Source organism: Pseudoalteromonas arabiensis (genome assembly GCF_001550155.1).
In the GTDB taxonomy this organism is placed as follows: Bacteria; Pseudomonadota; Gammaproteobacteria; order Enterobacterales; family Alteromonadaceae; genus Pseudoalteromonas; species Pseudoalteromonas arabiensis.
Genome location: NZ_LRUF01000019.1, coordinates 258,299 through 272,292 on the forward strand (window position 1 = coordinate 258,299; position 13,994 = coordinate 272,292).

Sequence of the window (13,994 nt, forward strand, 5' to 3'; positions counted from 1 at the left end):
CGCTATAGCAAACCATCTCTAGTAGACTACAGAGCCTCGCAAATGCGGGGCTTTTTGTTTTAAGGACGCGGTATGTCACAGATTGATTATCAACATGTATTAGATGAAATAACCAAAGAAGTTCAGCCATTACTGAGCCAAGGTAAGGTTGCTGACTATATTCCTGCGTTAGCAGAGGTTGAGCCAAATCAGTTCGCTATAGCGATTCATACCGTAGACGGTCAAACTTACTGCGGTGGTGATTGTAGTGCGCGTTTTACTATTCAATCAGTTTCTAAAGTGATGACCCTGACTTTAGCGCTTCAGCGTTATGGGGATGAATTATGGCAGCGAGTAGGTAAAGAGCCTTCTGGTACAGCGTTTAACTCATTGACCCAACTTGAGTTTGAACATGGCATCCCGCGTAACCCATTTATTAATGCTGGTGCCATTGTGACATGTGATGCGCTTTACAGTCGACTGTCTGCACCGATGCATTCTATGCTTGAATCATTTCGGCAGTTATCAGGGAATCCAAGCGTCATAATCGACAAAAAAGTGGCTAACTCTGAATATGAGTTTCGTCATCGCAATGCGGCCATGGCACATTTAATGAAATCATTTGGTAATTTTAATAACGAAGTAGATGATGTCTTATGGGCTTATTTTAATTTCTGTGCCATCGAATTGAACTGCGTTGAATTAGCAAAAGCTTACAATTATCTCGCTAATCAGGGCAAAGATGCCAACGGCAATAAAGTGCTGAGTGCAAGGCAAAATAAACAACTTAACTCGTTACTGTTTACCAGTGGTTTATACGATGCAGCGGGGGACTTTGGTTACCGTGTCGGTATGCCCGGAAAATCAGGAGTATCTGGAACAATCTTAGCAGTACTACCTAATCAGTTTACGGTTGCGGTATGGGCACCACGTTTAAATTCATATGGTAACTCAGTGGCTGGGATAGCGGCCCTTGAGCGCTTATCCCAGAAACTGGATATTTCGATTTTTTAGTCGCGATTACTGCTCCCAGTATACTTGCTCTAAACAATCTTCACGTTCAGGTAAGCCACGCGATAAACGTGGTGAGTGCTGAACAAGCACTTCATAACTTGCACGGTTAGCGTATTTACTAATTTGTGCAAGCGATGAGTACGTCATAGCAGGTTGCTGATGCTTCGCTGAGTTTGCCACATTGAGTTTGTGGTAAACGTTTGCTGATAAATCATGTAATACCGCAGCAAGCGCACAATCACCTGCACCGTTTGTGTTTTTGATGCTATCAGGACCACCCATAAACGGTGCGGTATGGCTATAGGCACGAATAGGGTTTTGGCAGTCATCTTTGCGCATTGCGCGCGAAAACTCGTAACGGTTAAAATCTGCGATTGCACCTGGTAGAAGCGGGTATTCTGTTTCGCGCTTGAATGAATCATCTACATAACCGGCCATAAATAAGCCTTTCTCGCCAGCTGTGCATATCACTAAGTCAGTCCAATCAAGGGCTTTATCTGCTGCAAGAAGCGGATCTTCAAAACCTGTAATGGCGAGACCTTCTTCCTCGTTCATCGCAAGAATATCAACGTGTTCTTTAACAAATTTAGCCCACCAAGTAGGGTCTTGTTCAATTAAGAACTTAGTGCCGAGTGTTAATACCACGGGGACACCTGCATCATTTGCATACTTAACAGCCTGCATTGTTGCGTCGGTCATGGTTTCATCGCCTTGTGTACGCATTAAGTAGGCGCTGATCACCAGTGCTGAAGAGTTCTCTATGAGCTCTTTATCGATTGATTCAGGACGAAGGTGGTTCATAAGCCCAGCACTAATGGCGAAAGTACGTTCACCCGTTTCGTCAATCAAGGTAAAGCAGCGACCGATGGGTCCGTCAACCGGTTGTAAGTAATTAAGATCTACGCGGCTAGAGGTATTACATAAAAAGCGGTATGCATAACTACCAATTTTGATATTTTCACTCATCACACCAAGTAGTACTGAGCGGTCATCAGCAAGTGTTGAGTAATTGTGCATTGTGTTGCCAATAGTGCCACCAGCAAACTCATAATCGACCATATTATTGAGCTTTAGGCGGTCGTATAGGGCATTGGTAATATCGTTATCAATGACTTGCGACATACCACGGCGCAATTGAAATTCATCAAGGAAAGCTTGATCAACTTTAGCTTCAATGTCGACCACAATTTGATCGATACCGGTTATATAACTACGTTGTAGTCGTTCCGTTGAGTTGAGTTGATTAGTAAGTGGATCTTTAGCTTCCACTGGAAAATAATGTTTATGCCTGCGGCGTCCAGGAAATTTCATTTGCTACCCGTGTATTGATATCAATTGCAAATTGTAAATCAACAAATTTACCTAGTTGAATTGCTATTAGCGAAATAAAAAAAGCGCGAGATTATAGCGCAATATGGGTCCGTTGAGCCATGAAAAAGCCACTAAAATTTGCGTTAATTTTTAAGTGTAGCAGTATTTATTGCCCTTTTTATTGACTAACTAGGTATAATTACTCACAGTTTTACAAGTTTTGTGTGATTTATGAGCGAACAATATAGTGACGAGTATTGGATGGAAAAAGCCCTCACTTTTGCAAGTAAAGCAGAAGCGATTGATGAAATTCCTGTTGGTGCAGTACTGGTAAAAGATAATCAACTCATTGCTTATGGTTATAACCGCTCAATTACTGATAATGACCCCTCTGCTCATGCTGAGATGATGGCTATACGTGAAGGGGGTAAAGTACTTAATAACTATCGTTTGATTGATTGTACTTTATATGTGACCTTAGAGCCTTGTTCTATGTGTGCAGGATTGTTAGTGCATAGTCGTATCAAACGTTTGGTATTTGGTGCTAAAGATGCAAAAACAGGATCTGCAGGGTCAATTATGAACCTATTACAAGAACCAAGACTAAATCATCAAGTTGAAGTAACCGGTGACGTAATGAGTGAACAGTGTGGCGCGGTAATTTCAGCGTTTTTTAAACGCCGTAGAAAAGAGAAAAAAGCGGCGAAGCTTGCTGCTCGCAACGCCTAGTTAAACAACCGGCGTTGCTGGGGTTTCTTGTGCTTCCATTAATTGCATGGCAAATAAACGGCGGCGCCAAATAACTTTTTTGTGTGTGTTACGTAGCATGATGCGACGGCGTGTCGCTGTAGAGTAAATCACATTACGTTTAAATTTATGTGTGGTACGTCTTCTTTTTAACATGTGAGCTCCTAAAGTGAGAGAAAGCATGGCATGAATTGGGATATTGTTCTAGAAGATAATGATCATTTGATGACAAGTAAACTGATTTCTGCTGTATTGGTTAGTTATTGTTTAACTTGTTTTGTTCAGTATTAGCAGCTTGTTGCTCATTGTCAGGTTTGCTCTGCTTGTTGTCATTATCCGGCAAGTTAGGGTCTTCTTGTTGCGTTATTGCTTCTTCATCACTCGGGTTTGAAATAGCGTCATTTTCATCAAGCCAAACTAAAGCGTCATAGTAACGACGAATGTTATCAACGTATTTCACGGCAACATCACCACGTGCATAGCCATATTTAGTTTTACGGTAATAGCGTTTTTTAATTAAAAGCGGTAAACGTTTTTTCACATCAGCCCATTTATCCGGGCTTGCACCTTCTTGTTCGGTAATAATACGCGCATCATTTACATGCCCCCAACCTACATTATATGAAGCGAGCGCAAACCATGTACGGTCAGGTTGTGGGATCCGCTCAGGGATCCAAGAGATTAGCTGGGCTAAATATTCAGCGCCACCTTTGATATTTTGCTCTGGTGCTAAACGGTTGGTTACGCCAACTTGTTTGGCAGTGGCTTGAGTTAACATCATGATACCACGGACCCCAGTAGGCGATTTAGCCTTAGGGTTCCACATCGATTCTTGATAGCTCAGTGCAGCAAGTAAGCGCCAGTCAATATTACCAGCATATTGTTCAAACCAAGGCTGGTACTTTGGTAAGGTTTCTTTAATCGCTTCGATATAGGCAAGGGTATTTACATAGTTAAACTGGCGTACATGACCAAAGTACTTTTCTTCAAGTACGTAAAGCTGGTTCGTTTGTTTTATATCGCCAAAAAAAGGCACCATTAAAGCATATAAAGAGTCATCACCATCTTTTCTTAAAACCCATGCTATTGGATCGTTTCGGGTGACCGAAAAGCCAATGCTTAAATTAGGATGGTAACGGCGAAACAGTGACAATGTATGCGAGTCAGCGAGGGTGTAGTCAATCTCACCATCAATCACAGCTTGCAACAACTCTTCTTCATCCATGTCCTCAGTTTCATTCCAGCTCAAAGTCGGGTGAAGTTGTTTTAATTGCTGTAAAGCAAGTGAGTGACTGCTTTTTGCAAGCACAGTTAAGTTGCCAGTTAAATCGTCGAATTCGCGGGGGCGGACACGGCCTTGTTTGTAAACTAGTTTCTGACTAATTGTGCGATAAGTTGGACCGAAGCGGTAATGCTTAGCGCGAATCGTATTGTACGTAAGCCCTGAAGCTATTACGTCTAAGTCGCCATTTTCTAGGCGGGTGAACATATCTGATAAGTTAAAAAAGGGCACCATTTCAAGTTCAACACCGACATAGTCAGCAAACTCTTGAGCAAGCTCATACTCGAAGCCTTGCACACCTTGTGGCGCTTGATAGTAATTACTCGCGCCGGCTAAAGTACCAACTCTAATTTTATTCTGCGCCTTGATATGAGCTAGTTGCGAAGGCTGTTGTTGCATATCGCATGCACATAACATGAGCACTAAACTAAAAATAGCGAGTAACTTTTGCATAGATTATAAATGCCCCTTAAACCATTACCTTACCGTTATAGCAAAACTTCAAAGCTGCGTCACTTGGCGAATAGTTTTATATATCTATTTTAAATTAATAAAGGCATCAAGGTTGCAAATAGATAAGTCATACAGAACAAGAACCTGCGAAAAAATAACGGGTATTAGGGTGCTCGATTGTTGCAAACGTAAAAGCGGTTATGAAGATTATTTAAATAAAAGCGCAATTTTGAGTTAAATCTAGGCGTTATTTGCACTATAATACGCGCCTAAAATATCGTTCAATCCCTAACCCCGGATGAAAATACCTATGTTGATCCTTCGTGGTGCACCAGCACTTTCCGATTTTAGAGTTCAGAAAATTTTAGCGCGTTGCCAACAGGCACAACTTCCAGTCACTGACGTTTATGCCGAGTTCATGCATTTTGCTGATCTTACTGCTGAACTTTCAGCCGATGAGCAAACAAAGCTAGAAAAGCTGCTTACTTATGGTCCAACGATTGCCGAGCATACCCCTGCTGGCACGTTAATTCTTGTAACGCCGCGTCCAGGTACTATCTCGCCTTGGGCATCAAAAGCAACTGACATCGCACATAACTGTGGCTTAAGCCAAGTTCACCGTGTTGAGCGTGGTATTGCATACTACGTTGAAGGTCAGCTATCAGCTGAACAAACAGCTGAAGTTGCAGCGTTATTACATGACCGTATGACTGAAGCAACGCACGCGGATATGGCTGACGCAGCTAAATTATTCCGTCACGATGAACCGCGTCCAATGTCATCAGTTGACATTTTAGGTGGTGGCCGTGCAGCACTTGCTAAAGCAAACGTTGAGCAAGGTTTTGCACTTGCAGATGACGAAATTGATTACTTGGTAGAAAACTTCCAAAAGTTGGGGCGTAACCCGAACGACATCGAATTATTCATGTTTGCACAAGCAAACTCTGAACATTGTCGTCACAAAATCTTTAACGCTGATTGGACAATTGATGGCATCGAACAGCCAAAATCATTGTTCAAAATGATCAAAAACACCTACGAGCAAAACCCTGAAAACGTGTTATCTGCCTATAAAGATAACGCAGCGGTAATGAAAGGCTCAGTAGCGGGTCGTTTCTTCCCGAACAATGAAGGCGAGTACGCATATCATCAAGAAAACATCGAAATCTTGATGAAAGTTGAAACGCACAACCATCCAACAGCGATTGCGCCATTCTCAGGTGCATCGACTGGTTCGGGTGGTGAAATTCGTGATGAAGGTGCAACTGGCCGTGGTTCTAAACCTAAAGCGGGTTTAGTCGGTTTTACAGTCTCTAACTTACGTATTCCTGGTTACGAGCAACCATGGGAAACTGACTTTGGTAAGCCTGGTCGTATCGTTAATGCACTTGATATCATGACTGAAGGTCCACTAGGCGGTGCGGCATTCAATAACGAATTTGGTCGCCCTAACTTACTTGGTTACTTCCGTACATATGAAGAAAAAGTATCAAGCCATAACGGTATCGAGGTACGTGGTTACCACAAGCCAATCATGCTTGCTGGTGGTTTAGGTAATATTCGCTCTGAGCATGTTCAAAAAGGTGAAATCCCAGTAGGTGCAAAATTAATTGCACTCGGTGGCCCTGCAATGAACATCGGCCTAGGTGGTGGTGCTGCGTCTAGTATGACATCAGGTCAATCAAACGAAGACTTAGACTTTGCATCTGTACAACGTGAAAACCCAGAAATGGAACGTCGTTGTCAGGAAGTTATCGACAAATGTTGGCAGTTAGGTGATGCAAACCCAATCGCTTTCATCCACGATGTGGGTGCAGGTGGTCTTTCAAACGCATTCCCTGAGCTTGTCGACGACGGTGGTCGTGGTGGTAAATTCCAACTTCGTGATATTCCTAACGATGAGCCGGGTATGGCACCACACGAAATTTGGTGTAACGAATCTCAAGAGCGTTACGTATTAGCGGTTGCGGCAGAAGACTTCGCGCGCTTCGAAGCAATCTGTAAACGTGAGCGTGCAGAATATGCGGTAATTGGTGAAGCAACAGAAGAGCGTCACTTAACGGTTGAAGATAGCCACTTCGGTAACAGTCCTGTCGATCTTCCGCTTGATGTATTACTAGGTAAAGCACCAAAAATGCACCGCGAAGTTGAGTCGAAAAAAGCACAATCGCAACCATTAGACGTTGCTAACATTGATGCTGCAGATGCTGCACAACGTTTATTACGCTTACCAACGATTGCTGAGAAAACATTCTTAATCACCATTGGTGACCGTACGGTAACGGGTTTAGTTGCGCGTGACCAAATGGTGGGTCCTTGGCAGGTACCAGTCGCCAACTGTGCGGTAACAGCCGCTGCGTTTGATACTTACCACGGTGAAGCAATGTCACTCGGTGAGCGTACACCAGCTGCACTTTTAAACTACGGTGCGTCTGCTCGTTTAGCGGTGGCTGAGTCTCTAACGAACATCGCGTGTGCTAACATCGGTGGCCTTGAAAATATTAAGCTATCTGCAAACTGGATGGCTGCAGCAGGTCACCCTGGCGAAGATGCGGGTCTTTACGAGGCTGTTAAAGCGGTGGGTGAAGAGCTTTGTCCTGCACTTGGTTTAACAATCCCTGTGGGTAAAGACTCAATGTCGATGAAAACTCAATGGGATGAAGACGGTGAACAAAAATCGGTTACTGCACCATTATCGCTGATCATCACTGCATTTGGTCGTGTTGAAGATGTTCGTAAAACAGTGACGCCACAACTACGCACTGATAAAGGTAACTCATCGCTATTATTAGTTGATTTAGGTGCGGGTCAAAACCGACTGGGTGCATCAAGCCTTGCACAGGTTTATAAGCAACTAGGTGATGTGACACCTGATGTTGATAACCCTGCATTATTAAAAGGCTTCTATGAAGCAATGCAAGCACTTGTAGCTGATAATAAGTTACTTGCTTACCATGACCGTTCAGACGGTGGCTTATTCACTACGGTTGCTGAAATGGCATTTGCGGGCCACACAGGTGTCACTGTTGACCTTGCAGGCTTAACAGGTTCAGACATCGAAGCGCTTTATAATGAAGAGTTAGGTGCAGTGATTCAAGTAGCTAATGACGATTTAGACGCAGTGAAAGCGGTTCTTGCTGACCACGGTTTAGCTGCTATCAGCCATGAAATTGGTACATTAAACGCTGATGACCGCGTGGTATTTACGCGTGGTGATGATGTAGTACTTAACCACACCCGTACTGAGCTTCGTACTATTTGGGCTGAAACAACTTATCAAATGCAAGCGCGTCGTGACAACCCAGAATGTGCAAAGCAAGAGTTTGATACTAAGTTTGATGCAAAAGACCCTGGTCTTAACGTAAAACTAAACTTTGACTTAAACGAAGATGTTGCAGCGCCTTACATTGCAACAGGTGCGAAGCCGAAAATGGCGATTCTTCGTGAGCAAGGTGTTAACTCTCACTTAGAAATGGCGGCGGCATTTAACCGCGCCGGCTTTGCTGCTGTTGACGTGCACATGAGCGATATTCTTGAAGGTCGTTTAACACTTGAGCAATTTAAAGGCTTAGTGGCATGTGGTGGTTTCTCTTACGGTGACGTATTAGGTGCAGGTGAAGGCTGGGCTAAGTCAATCTTATTTAATGAGATGGCGCGTGAGCAGTTCCAAAGCTTCTTCCACCGCGAAGATACATTCAGCTTAGGTGTGTGTAATGGCTGTCAAATGCTTTCAACATTGAAAGAATTGATCCCAGGTACTGAGCACTGGCCACGTTTCGTAACCAATAAGTCAGAGCGTTTTGAAGCTCGCTTTAGCCTTGTTGAAGTGCAAGAAAACCCATCGGTATTCTTTAATGGTATGGCAGGTTCACGTATGCCTATCGCTGTTTCTCACGGTGAAGGTCATGCTGAGTTTGCAAACAGCGATGCAATTAAAGCAGCGCTTGAGTCAGGTACTGTGGCAGTAAAATTTGTTGATAACTACGGTAACCCAACAACGCAATACCCTGCTAACCCGAATGGCTCGCCAGAAGGTATCACGGGTATTACCTCTACTGATGGCCGTGCAACGGTTATGATGCCGCACCCAGAGCGTGTATTCCGTACTGTTGCTAACTCATGGCACCCAGATGAGTGGAAAGAGGATAGCCCATGGATGCGCATGTTCCGCAACGCACGTAAAAACGTTGGCTAGAACTTAGTTATGTGCCTAGCTATACAAGCTAGGTTCATACAAGCTGTTTAAACTAAAAAGGCTGCACTATTATGTGTGGCCTTTTTGTTTATAATAAGTTAGTTGTGACTGAGTATAAGTTCAAAGGCAAGGAGAGTTTTTTGAGTTTTAAGCGAGTAAGTGTTGGGTTGCTAGGGTTCATACTGAGCATTGTGCTCTTGGTGTACCTATTCAGGTTACCACTGACATCCTGGTTCTTAACACCTATGCTTGGTAAAAGTGGCGTTGAGCTTCATTGTATTGACTGGTCATTGAGCAGCAAGCTTGATTTAAATATCGAAAAATTATGCTTAACCTATCAAGGGCAGCAAATTGAGTTAGCAGGCATTATTGCGAATAAGCAGCAGGTGACAATTTCCCGAGCTAATTTGACTGTCAGTAACTTGGCTGGCAAACAAGCACCAAACTCTACGCAAACTGAATTTAAAAAGCTTGCTCTAACATTGCCTGAGCAAAGGCCGCTGATAAGCATTCAACAGCTTGATGTCGTCTCACCGTTTACCGACAACCCTGTTAGGTTGGCAATACATGAAAAACGCCTAAATCAATTTACGGTTTCACGGGACTTTAACGCAGATGTTGCAATATCTAATTATGAAGTGAAAGCCAATATTGCCCTTGATGATAAAATAGCTGAGCGATTCATTGAGTTACCAAAAGGTAGCCATTTTACTAGCGAGTCACAGCTTAGGTTTGATGGCATTACTGTTGCGATTGAAAGCGTAATTAATGCAAGATATCAGCATGCTATAGAGCAATGTGAGCTAAGTTTCACGGCTGAAGGACAAGCAAGTGCAAAGTATCAATTAAATCAGCAGTTTATGTATGCTGATTTATCAGCTTTAAATAATCAGCTTAGCGCTAATCGCGAGTGTTTAAACAACATAGCAAATCAACAACATCAATCATTTATCAAAGCGCAGTTACCGCTTAGTTGGCAGTTACAAATTGAACAACCTGTTACTATAGAAGGTGAGCGGCTATCAGCCCCAATGGTAAAACTGCTAACAACTGAAGGGCAAAGTGAGATTACAGTAAGTAATACGGCACTTTCTTTACAAAACCCGCTTACATCACTTAATAGTCAAGTTAGGGTTGATTTTATTAGTAGAGATATTGATGAACTTAAGCTTAATGCTCATTTGAATGAAAAAAGCGTTACTGCAGATTTTCAGCTGTCATTGGATTCACTCCCTACGTTTTTAGATTTTCAGGCTGATAGCATTCAGGTTAGTGGCAATTTGAGGGTTGATGAGTTGCTTTCTAAGCCCGTAGTTAAAAAACTTACCGCTGATATCAGTGCTAAAAATGCGCTTTTAGCAGATCTAAAAATAACTGAGTTTACTAGCCACATTGTTACTCAACTAAGTGATGAGCAACATTTAAGTGCTAAACTAAGTAGTCAGGCTAAGTCTATAAACTACAATGAGATTCAAGTATTAAAAATCAATAATGAGCTCAGTGTAAATAGCGACTTAAGTGTGGGTGAGTTATTTGCCGATATTGATGCAAAAACCACAGCTGCTAAATTAATAACCCCACAAATTACCTTAAATAAGCTCTCAATAGTGACTAACGCTTTGCAAAGCCGAGCCTTACAAGCAACGCATCATGTGTTTGCCGATGGCTTAGAGGCGCTTGTCAGCCATCATATGTCCAAGGTTGCGCACCCATTTGAGTTAGTGATACCAGAACAAGCTATATCGAAGTTCAACCCTATCATCTCCCAATTCGAACCGCTCGTGACAATTACTGATGGTGTTGTTTCGGGGATCATAAAAGGCGATGTGAATTTACAGCAGGCAAAGGGGGATATTCAGATCGCAAAACTAGGCGTGCTTTATAATGACTACCTTGCTAATGACTTTGCTATAGAGATTGAAGGGGAGTTTAATTCAGGGCAGCTTAATATTGTGCCAACTAAATTTACTCTCAATGAACTGCGTGCAGGTGCCGTGGTCAAAAACATACAGGGTCAATTGCAAGTAACGGCTAATCAGCCTTGCGCAGCTAATTTGACCGGACAGGTTATGGGTGGCGCATTTGTGGTTAATAAGTTTTGTCCACTGAGAGACAACCAAACCGCGACCGTTAAGTTTGAAAATATTGATGCCAGCAAATTGGTCACCCTTGATGCTGAGTCTGGAATTAGCCTAACTGGTCGCTTAGCTGGCACTCTACCTGTCGTAATAAGTAAGCAAGGTATAGAGGTAAAACAAGGGCAGTTAGTTAATCAAGGTGATGGTAAATTATTAATCACCAATAATGCTGGTTTTGAAGCAGTAAAAGCGCAACAACAAGAGCTGAGTACGACACTTAGTTTGTTAGAAAACCTAGATATCAAACAGCTAAAGAGTAGCGTTGACCTTAAATCTGATGGTTGGTTGCATTTAGGTGTAAACTTACAAGGTTATAATGAACAACAGCAACAAGCGGTTAATTTTAATTATAACCACGAAGAGAATATCTTCACCTTATTAAGGGCACTACGCTTAAGTGACGAAATTACTCAAAAAGTTGAAAAAAAGTATGCAAAAAAAGGAAGCAATGATGGCTAAATGGTTAGTAATGCTAACGGCTTTAGGGCTTTTAAGTGCCTGTACTCACCGTGTTGAGGTGGCGGCTAAAGAGCCAATTACAATCAACTTAAACGTAAAAGTTGACCATGAGATCCGCGTTAAAGTGGATAAAGAACTTGATACCCTATTCAGTGATGACAGTGAATTATTCTAAGGAGCAAACATGCGTAAATTACAACTTAAAAAATTGAATGTGATCACTTTAATTAGTGCTGTTTGTTTATCATTTTCTGCTTGGGCAATTAGCTTAGATGATGCAAAGAACCAAGGTTTGGTAGGTGAAGATAGCTCGGGGTATTTAGGGTTAGTGGTAAATAATAGTGAAGCAAAAGCGCTTATTAGCGATATTAATGCTAAGCGTAAAGAGCAGTATTTAAAACTCGCGAAAAAGAACAACCTGTCTTTATCGCAAGTGGAATCCCTTGCTGCAGCAAAAACCATCGAGAAAACAAAGTCTGGCCATTATATTGAAGTAAATGGTGAGTGGGTAAAAAAATAGCCTTTGAACTAACTAAAAAGCCAGCAATGCTGGCTTTATTTTTTATCGATACAGCTTTTTAACAGCTGCTGCCAAAAATCGATGCCTTTGCGCCTTGCAAGTTTAATATTATGCTCAGGAATCGACTCAGGTTCATCGTAGTTTTCTAGCGCTTCGCTCATGCTGGCTTCACGAATTAAATGCAGCGTTGGGTAAGGTGCGCGATTGGTGTAATTAGCAGCATCACTGTCATCACTGTCAGCAAATACATAGTCAGGATGAAAGTTGGCTATTTGATACTTACCTTCATAACCTTGCGCCACTAAAAGTGCATTGGCTAAATCGACTAAATCTAAGAACTCTTCAAAGTCCTTAAAGCCTTGCTCAAACATCAAAAGGGTTGTTTCGCGCTGTGCTTGTTGGTCTAACTCGTTACACTCGTGAAGCATATCCATTACTGCATCATCAATCGTTACTGACTGACTGATTTGATAATGAATGCAATTGCTTTCAACTTCTTTACGAGCAAAGGGGCAAAAATTGTATTTTACAATTACGCTGGATACCCATTCGCGCATTTGTTTTTCTGGGCGATTCATAGTGTGCTTTGAACTCACGTAATTTCTCTATTTATCTATTCTAACTTTCTAAGTAAAGCTCAATTAAATTGACGGTTTTGCTAATAGCACCTTGATTATTAGCAACGCATTTCGCAGCCTGGTGACCGAGCTTAATAGTTTGCTCTGCATCATTACTTAAAGCGATAAGTGTGTCAGCAAGGTGATTTTCATCTGTGACGGTTTCAGCTCCTTGAGCACTAATTAGCTCAGGATAAATATGGTCAAAGTTATAAGTATGAGGGCCTGCTAGTACGCCAACAGAAAATGCAGCAGATTCTAACGGATTATGACCGCCTCGCTTTATTAAACTTCCACCAATAAAACTGATATTCGCTACACCATATAAGCATTGTAACTCGCCTAAAGTGTCAGCTAGCACGATCTGTTGGTTACGATAGTTATCCTCACTTCGACGACTAAAGCTCATGGTTGAATTTTTTAATAGCTCAGCAACTTTATCGAATTGTTCAGGGTGACGCGGGGCAATAATTAAAAGAGCGTTGGGCAAGGCTTTTAACAGCTTTTCATGAGCACTCAAAATAAGCTCATGTTCAACAGGGTGAGTGGAGCCTGCCACCCAGATAAAGCGCTCGTTGTGATACTGCTCCTTAAGAGCAGCGACTTTATGTAATTGCTCGTTTGTTGGCGTGATATCAAACTTAATAGAGCCAAATACCCGCACCTCTTCAGGCTTTAAACCAAGCTCAATAAAACGATTAGCATCATCCTGGTTATGACTTGCAAGAGCACTTATTGAATTCATAATCACTTTTGTTAGTGGCATCACCTTTTGATAACCCTGCTGTGATTTAACAGAAAGGCGAGCGTTTAAAATAAGCACTTTAATCCCACGTTTATTGCTTTGTGCCACTAAATTAGGCCACAGCTCTGTTTCCAAAATACACAGTAATTGAGGTTTAACTCGTTTTAAAAAGCGGTGAGTAGCGCAAGGAAAGTCAATAGGTAAATAACAGCAATTAACAGAGTCTTGAAAGTTGTTTTTTATTTGCTCACGGCCAGTAGGGGTATTGCATGTTACTAAAATACTTAACTTGGGATTGTGTTGTTTGATAGCTTTTATGAGCGGCGTTGCTGCAAGCACCTCACCAACCGATGCGCAATGAATAACAATATCTTGCTTTTTAGCTGCTAAAAAACCAAAGCGCTCCGCAAAATGATGACGATAACCGCCATTTTTTTTACCTCTTAGCACGTATAGATAGAAGATAATAAGCGGGCTAAGTAGATATAAAATCAAGGAGTATAAAATACGCGCCATCACTGTGCCTACAACATA

General features: G+C 42.1%; 11 protein-coding genes. 6 read left to right on the top strand and 5 right to left on the bottom strand.

Features of this window, described 5'->3' with window-relative positions:
* Nucleotides 1-72: 72 nt before the first annotated feature.
* Nucleotides 73-993 (top strand): glutaminase B, encoded by a 921-nt coding sequence (gene glsB, locus PAARA_RS09010; protein WP_062568700.1) that lies wholly within the window; start codon nucleotides 73-75, stop codon nucleotides 991-993.
* Between the two features lie 6 nt (nucleotides 994-999).
* On the opposite strand, the gene PAARA_RS09015 is transcribed toward glsB, so the two are convergent.
* The gene (locus PAARA_RS09015; protein ID WP_062568701.1) at nucleotides 1,000-2,304 is read right to left on the bottom strand and encodes an inosine/guanosine kinase; all 1,305 of its coding nucleotides are present in this window, start codon (nucleotides 2,302-2,304) and stop codon (nucleotides 1,000-1,002) included.
* A 231-nt stretch (nucleotides 2,305-2,535) separates the two neighbouring features.
* Here PAARA_RS09015 and tadA point away from each other — a divergent pair, with 231 nt between their 5' ends.
* Nucleotides 2,536-3,033, top strand: coding sequence for a tRNA adenosine(34) deaminase TadA (gene tadA, locus PAARA_RS09020; protein WP_062568702.1), 498 nt, complete (start codon nucleotides 2,536-2,538; stop codon nucleotides 3,031-3,033).
* Here tadA and PAARA_RS20620 read toward each other — a convergent pair whose 3' ends face one another.
* Complete coding sequence (locus tag PAARA_RS20620) at nucleotides 3,034-3,207, bottom strand: hypothetical protein (protein WP_162898022.1); 174 nt, start codon at nucleotides 3,205-3,207, stop codon at nucleotides 3,034-3,036. It lies immediately after the preceding gene.
* Nucleotides 3,208-3,307: 100 nt separating this feature from the next.
* On the bottom strand, nucleotides 3,308-4,786 hold the full coding sequence (gene mltF, locus PAARA_RS09025) for a membrane-bound lytic murein transglycosylase MltF (RefSeq protein ID WP_062568703.1): 1,479 nt from the start codon (nucleotides 4,784-4,786) through the stop codon (nucleotides 3,308-3,310).
* A 310-nt stretch (nucleotides 4,787-5,096) separates the two neighbouring features.
* Here mltF and purL point away from each other — a divergent pair, with 310 nt between their 5' ends.
* The 4 genes from purL to PAARA_RS09045 all read left to right on the top strand — a co-directional run bounded on the left by purL (nucleotide 5,097) and on the right by PAARA_RS09045 (nucleotide 12,098).
* A complete protein-coding gene (gene purL / locus PAARA_RS09030; RefSeq protein WP_062568704.1) occupies nucleotides 5,097-8,981 on the top strand; it encodes a phosphoribosylformylglycinamidine synthase in 3,885 nt (1,294 codons plus the stop codon).
* Between the two features lie 140 nt (nucleotides 8,982-9,121).
* Nucleotides 9,122-11,578, top strand: a complete 2,457-nt coding sequence (locus PAARA_RS09035; RefSeq protein WP_167346339.1) for an intermembrane phospholipid transport YdbH family protein — start codon at nucleotides 9,122-9,124, stop codon at nucleotides 11,576-11,578.
* Nucleotides 11,571-11,753, top strand: a complete 183-nt coding sequence (locus PAARA_RS09040; RefSeq protein WP_062568706.1) for a YnbE family lipoprotein — start codon at nucleotides 11,571-11,573, stop codon at nucleotides 11,751-11,753. The genes PAARA_RS09035 and PAARA_RS09040 overlap by 8 nt, the downstream gene beginning before the upstream one ends.
* Nucleotides 11,754-11,762: 9 nt before the next feature.
* On the top strand, nucleotides 11,763-12,098 hold the full coding sequence (locus PAARA_RS09045; protein WP_062568707.1) for a YdbL family probable chaperone protein: 336 nt from the start codon (nucleotides 11,763-11,765) through the stop codon (nucleotides 12,096-12,098).
* 35 nt (nucleotides 12,099-12,133) lie between these two features.
* On the opposite strand, the gene PAARA_RS09050 is transcribed toward PAARA_RS09045, so the two are convergent.
* Nucleotides 12,134-12,676, bottom strand: a complete 543-nt coding sequence (locus PAARA_RS09050; protein WP_062568708.1) for a DUF1415 domain-containing protein — start codon at nucleotides 12,674-12,676, stop codon at nucleotides 12,134-12,136.
* A 40-nt stretch (nucleotides 12,677-12,716) separates the two neighbouring features.
* Entirely contained in the window at nucleotides 12,717-13,976 is a 1,260-nt protein-coding gene (gene waaA / locus PAARA_RS09055) for a lipid IV(A) 3-deoxy-D-manno-octulosonic acid transferase (RefSeq protein ID WP_062568709.1), read from the bottom strand.
* Nucleotides 13,977-13,994 lie beyond the last annotated feature (18 nt).

Coding starts and splice junctions, on each gene's coding strand:
- glsB (WP_062568700.1), top strand. CDS start 73: ATGTCACAGATTGATTATCAACATGTATTAGATGAAATAACCAAAGAA.
- PAARA_RS09015 (WP_062568701.1), bottom strand. CDS start 2,304: ATGAAATTTCCTGGACGCCGCAGGCATAAACATTATTTTCCAGTGGAA.
- tadA (WP_062568702.1), top strand. CDS start 2,536: ATGAGCGAACAATATAGTGACGAGTATTGGATGGAAAAAGCCCTCACT.
- PAARA_RS20620 (WP_162898022.1), bottom strand. CDS start 3,207: ATGTTAAAAAGAAGACGTACCACACATAAATTTAAACGTAATGTGATT.
- mltF (WP_062568703.1), bottom strand. CDS start 4,786: ATGCAAAAGTTACTCGCTATTTTTAGTTTAGTGCTCATGTTATGTGCA.
- purL (WP_062568704.1), top strand. CDS start 5,097: ATGTTGATCCTTCGTGGTGCACCAGCACTTTCCGATTTTAGAGTTCAG.
- PAARA_RS09040 (WP_062568706.1), top strand. CDS start 11,571: ATGGCTAAATGGTTAGTAATGCTAACGGCTTTAGGGCTTTTAAGTGCC.
- PAARA_RS09045 (WP_062568707.1), top strand. CDS start 11,763: ATGCGTAAATTACAACTTAAAAAATTGAATGTGATCACTTTAATTAGT.
- PAARA_RS09050 (WP_062568708.1), bottom strand. CDS start 12,676: ATGAATCGCCCAGAAAAACAAATGCGCGAATGGGTATCCAGCGTAATT.
- waaA (WP_062568709.1), bottom strand. CDS start 13,976: ATGGCGCGTATTTTATACTCCTTGATTTTATATCTACTTAGCCCGCTT.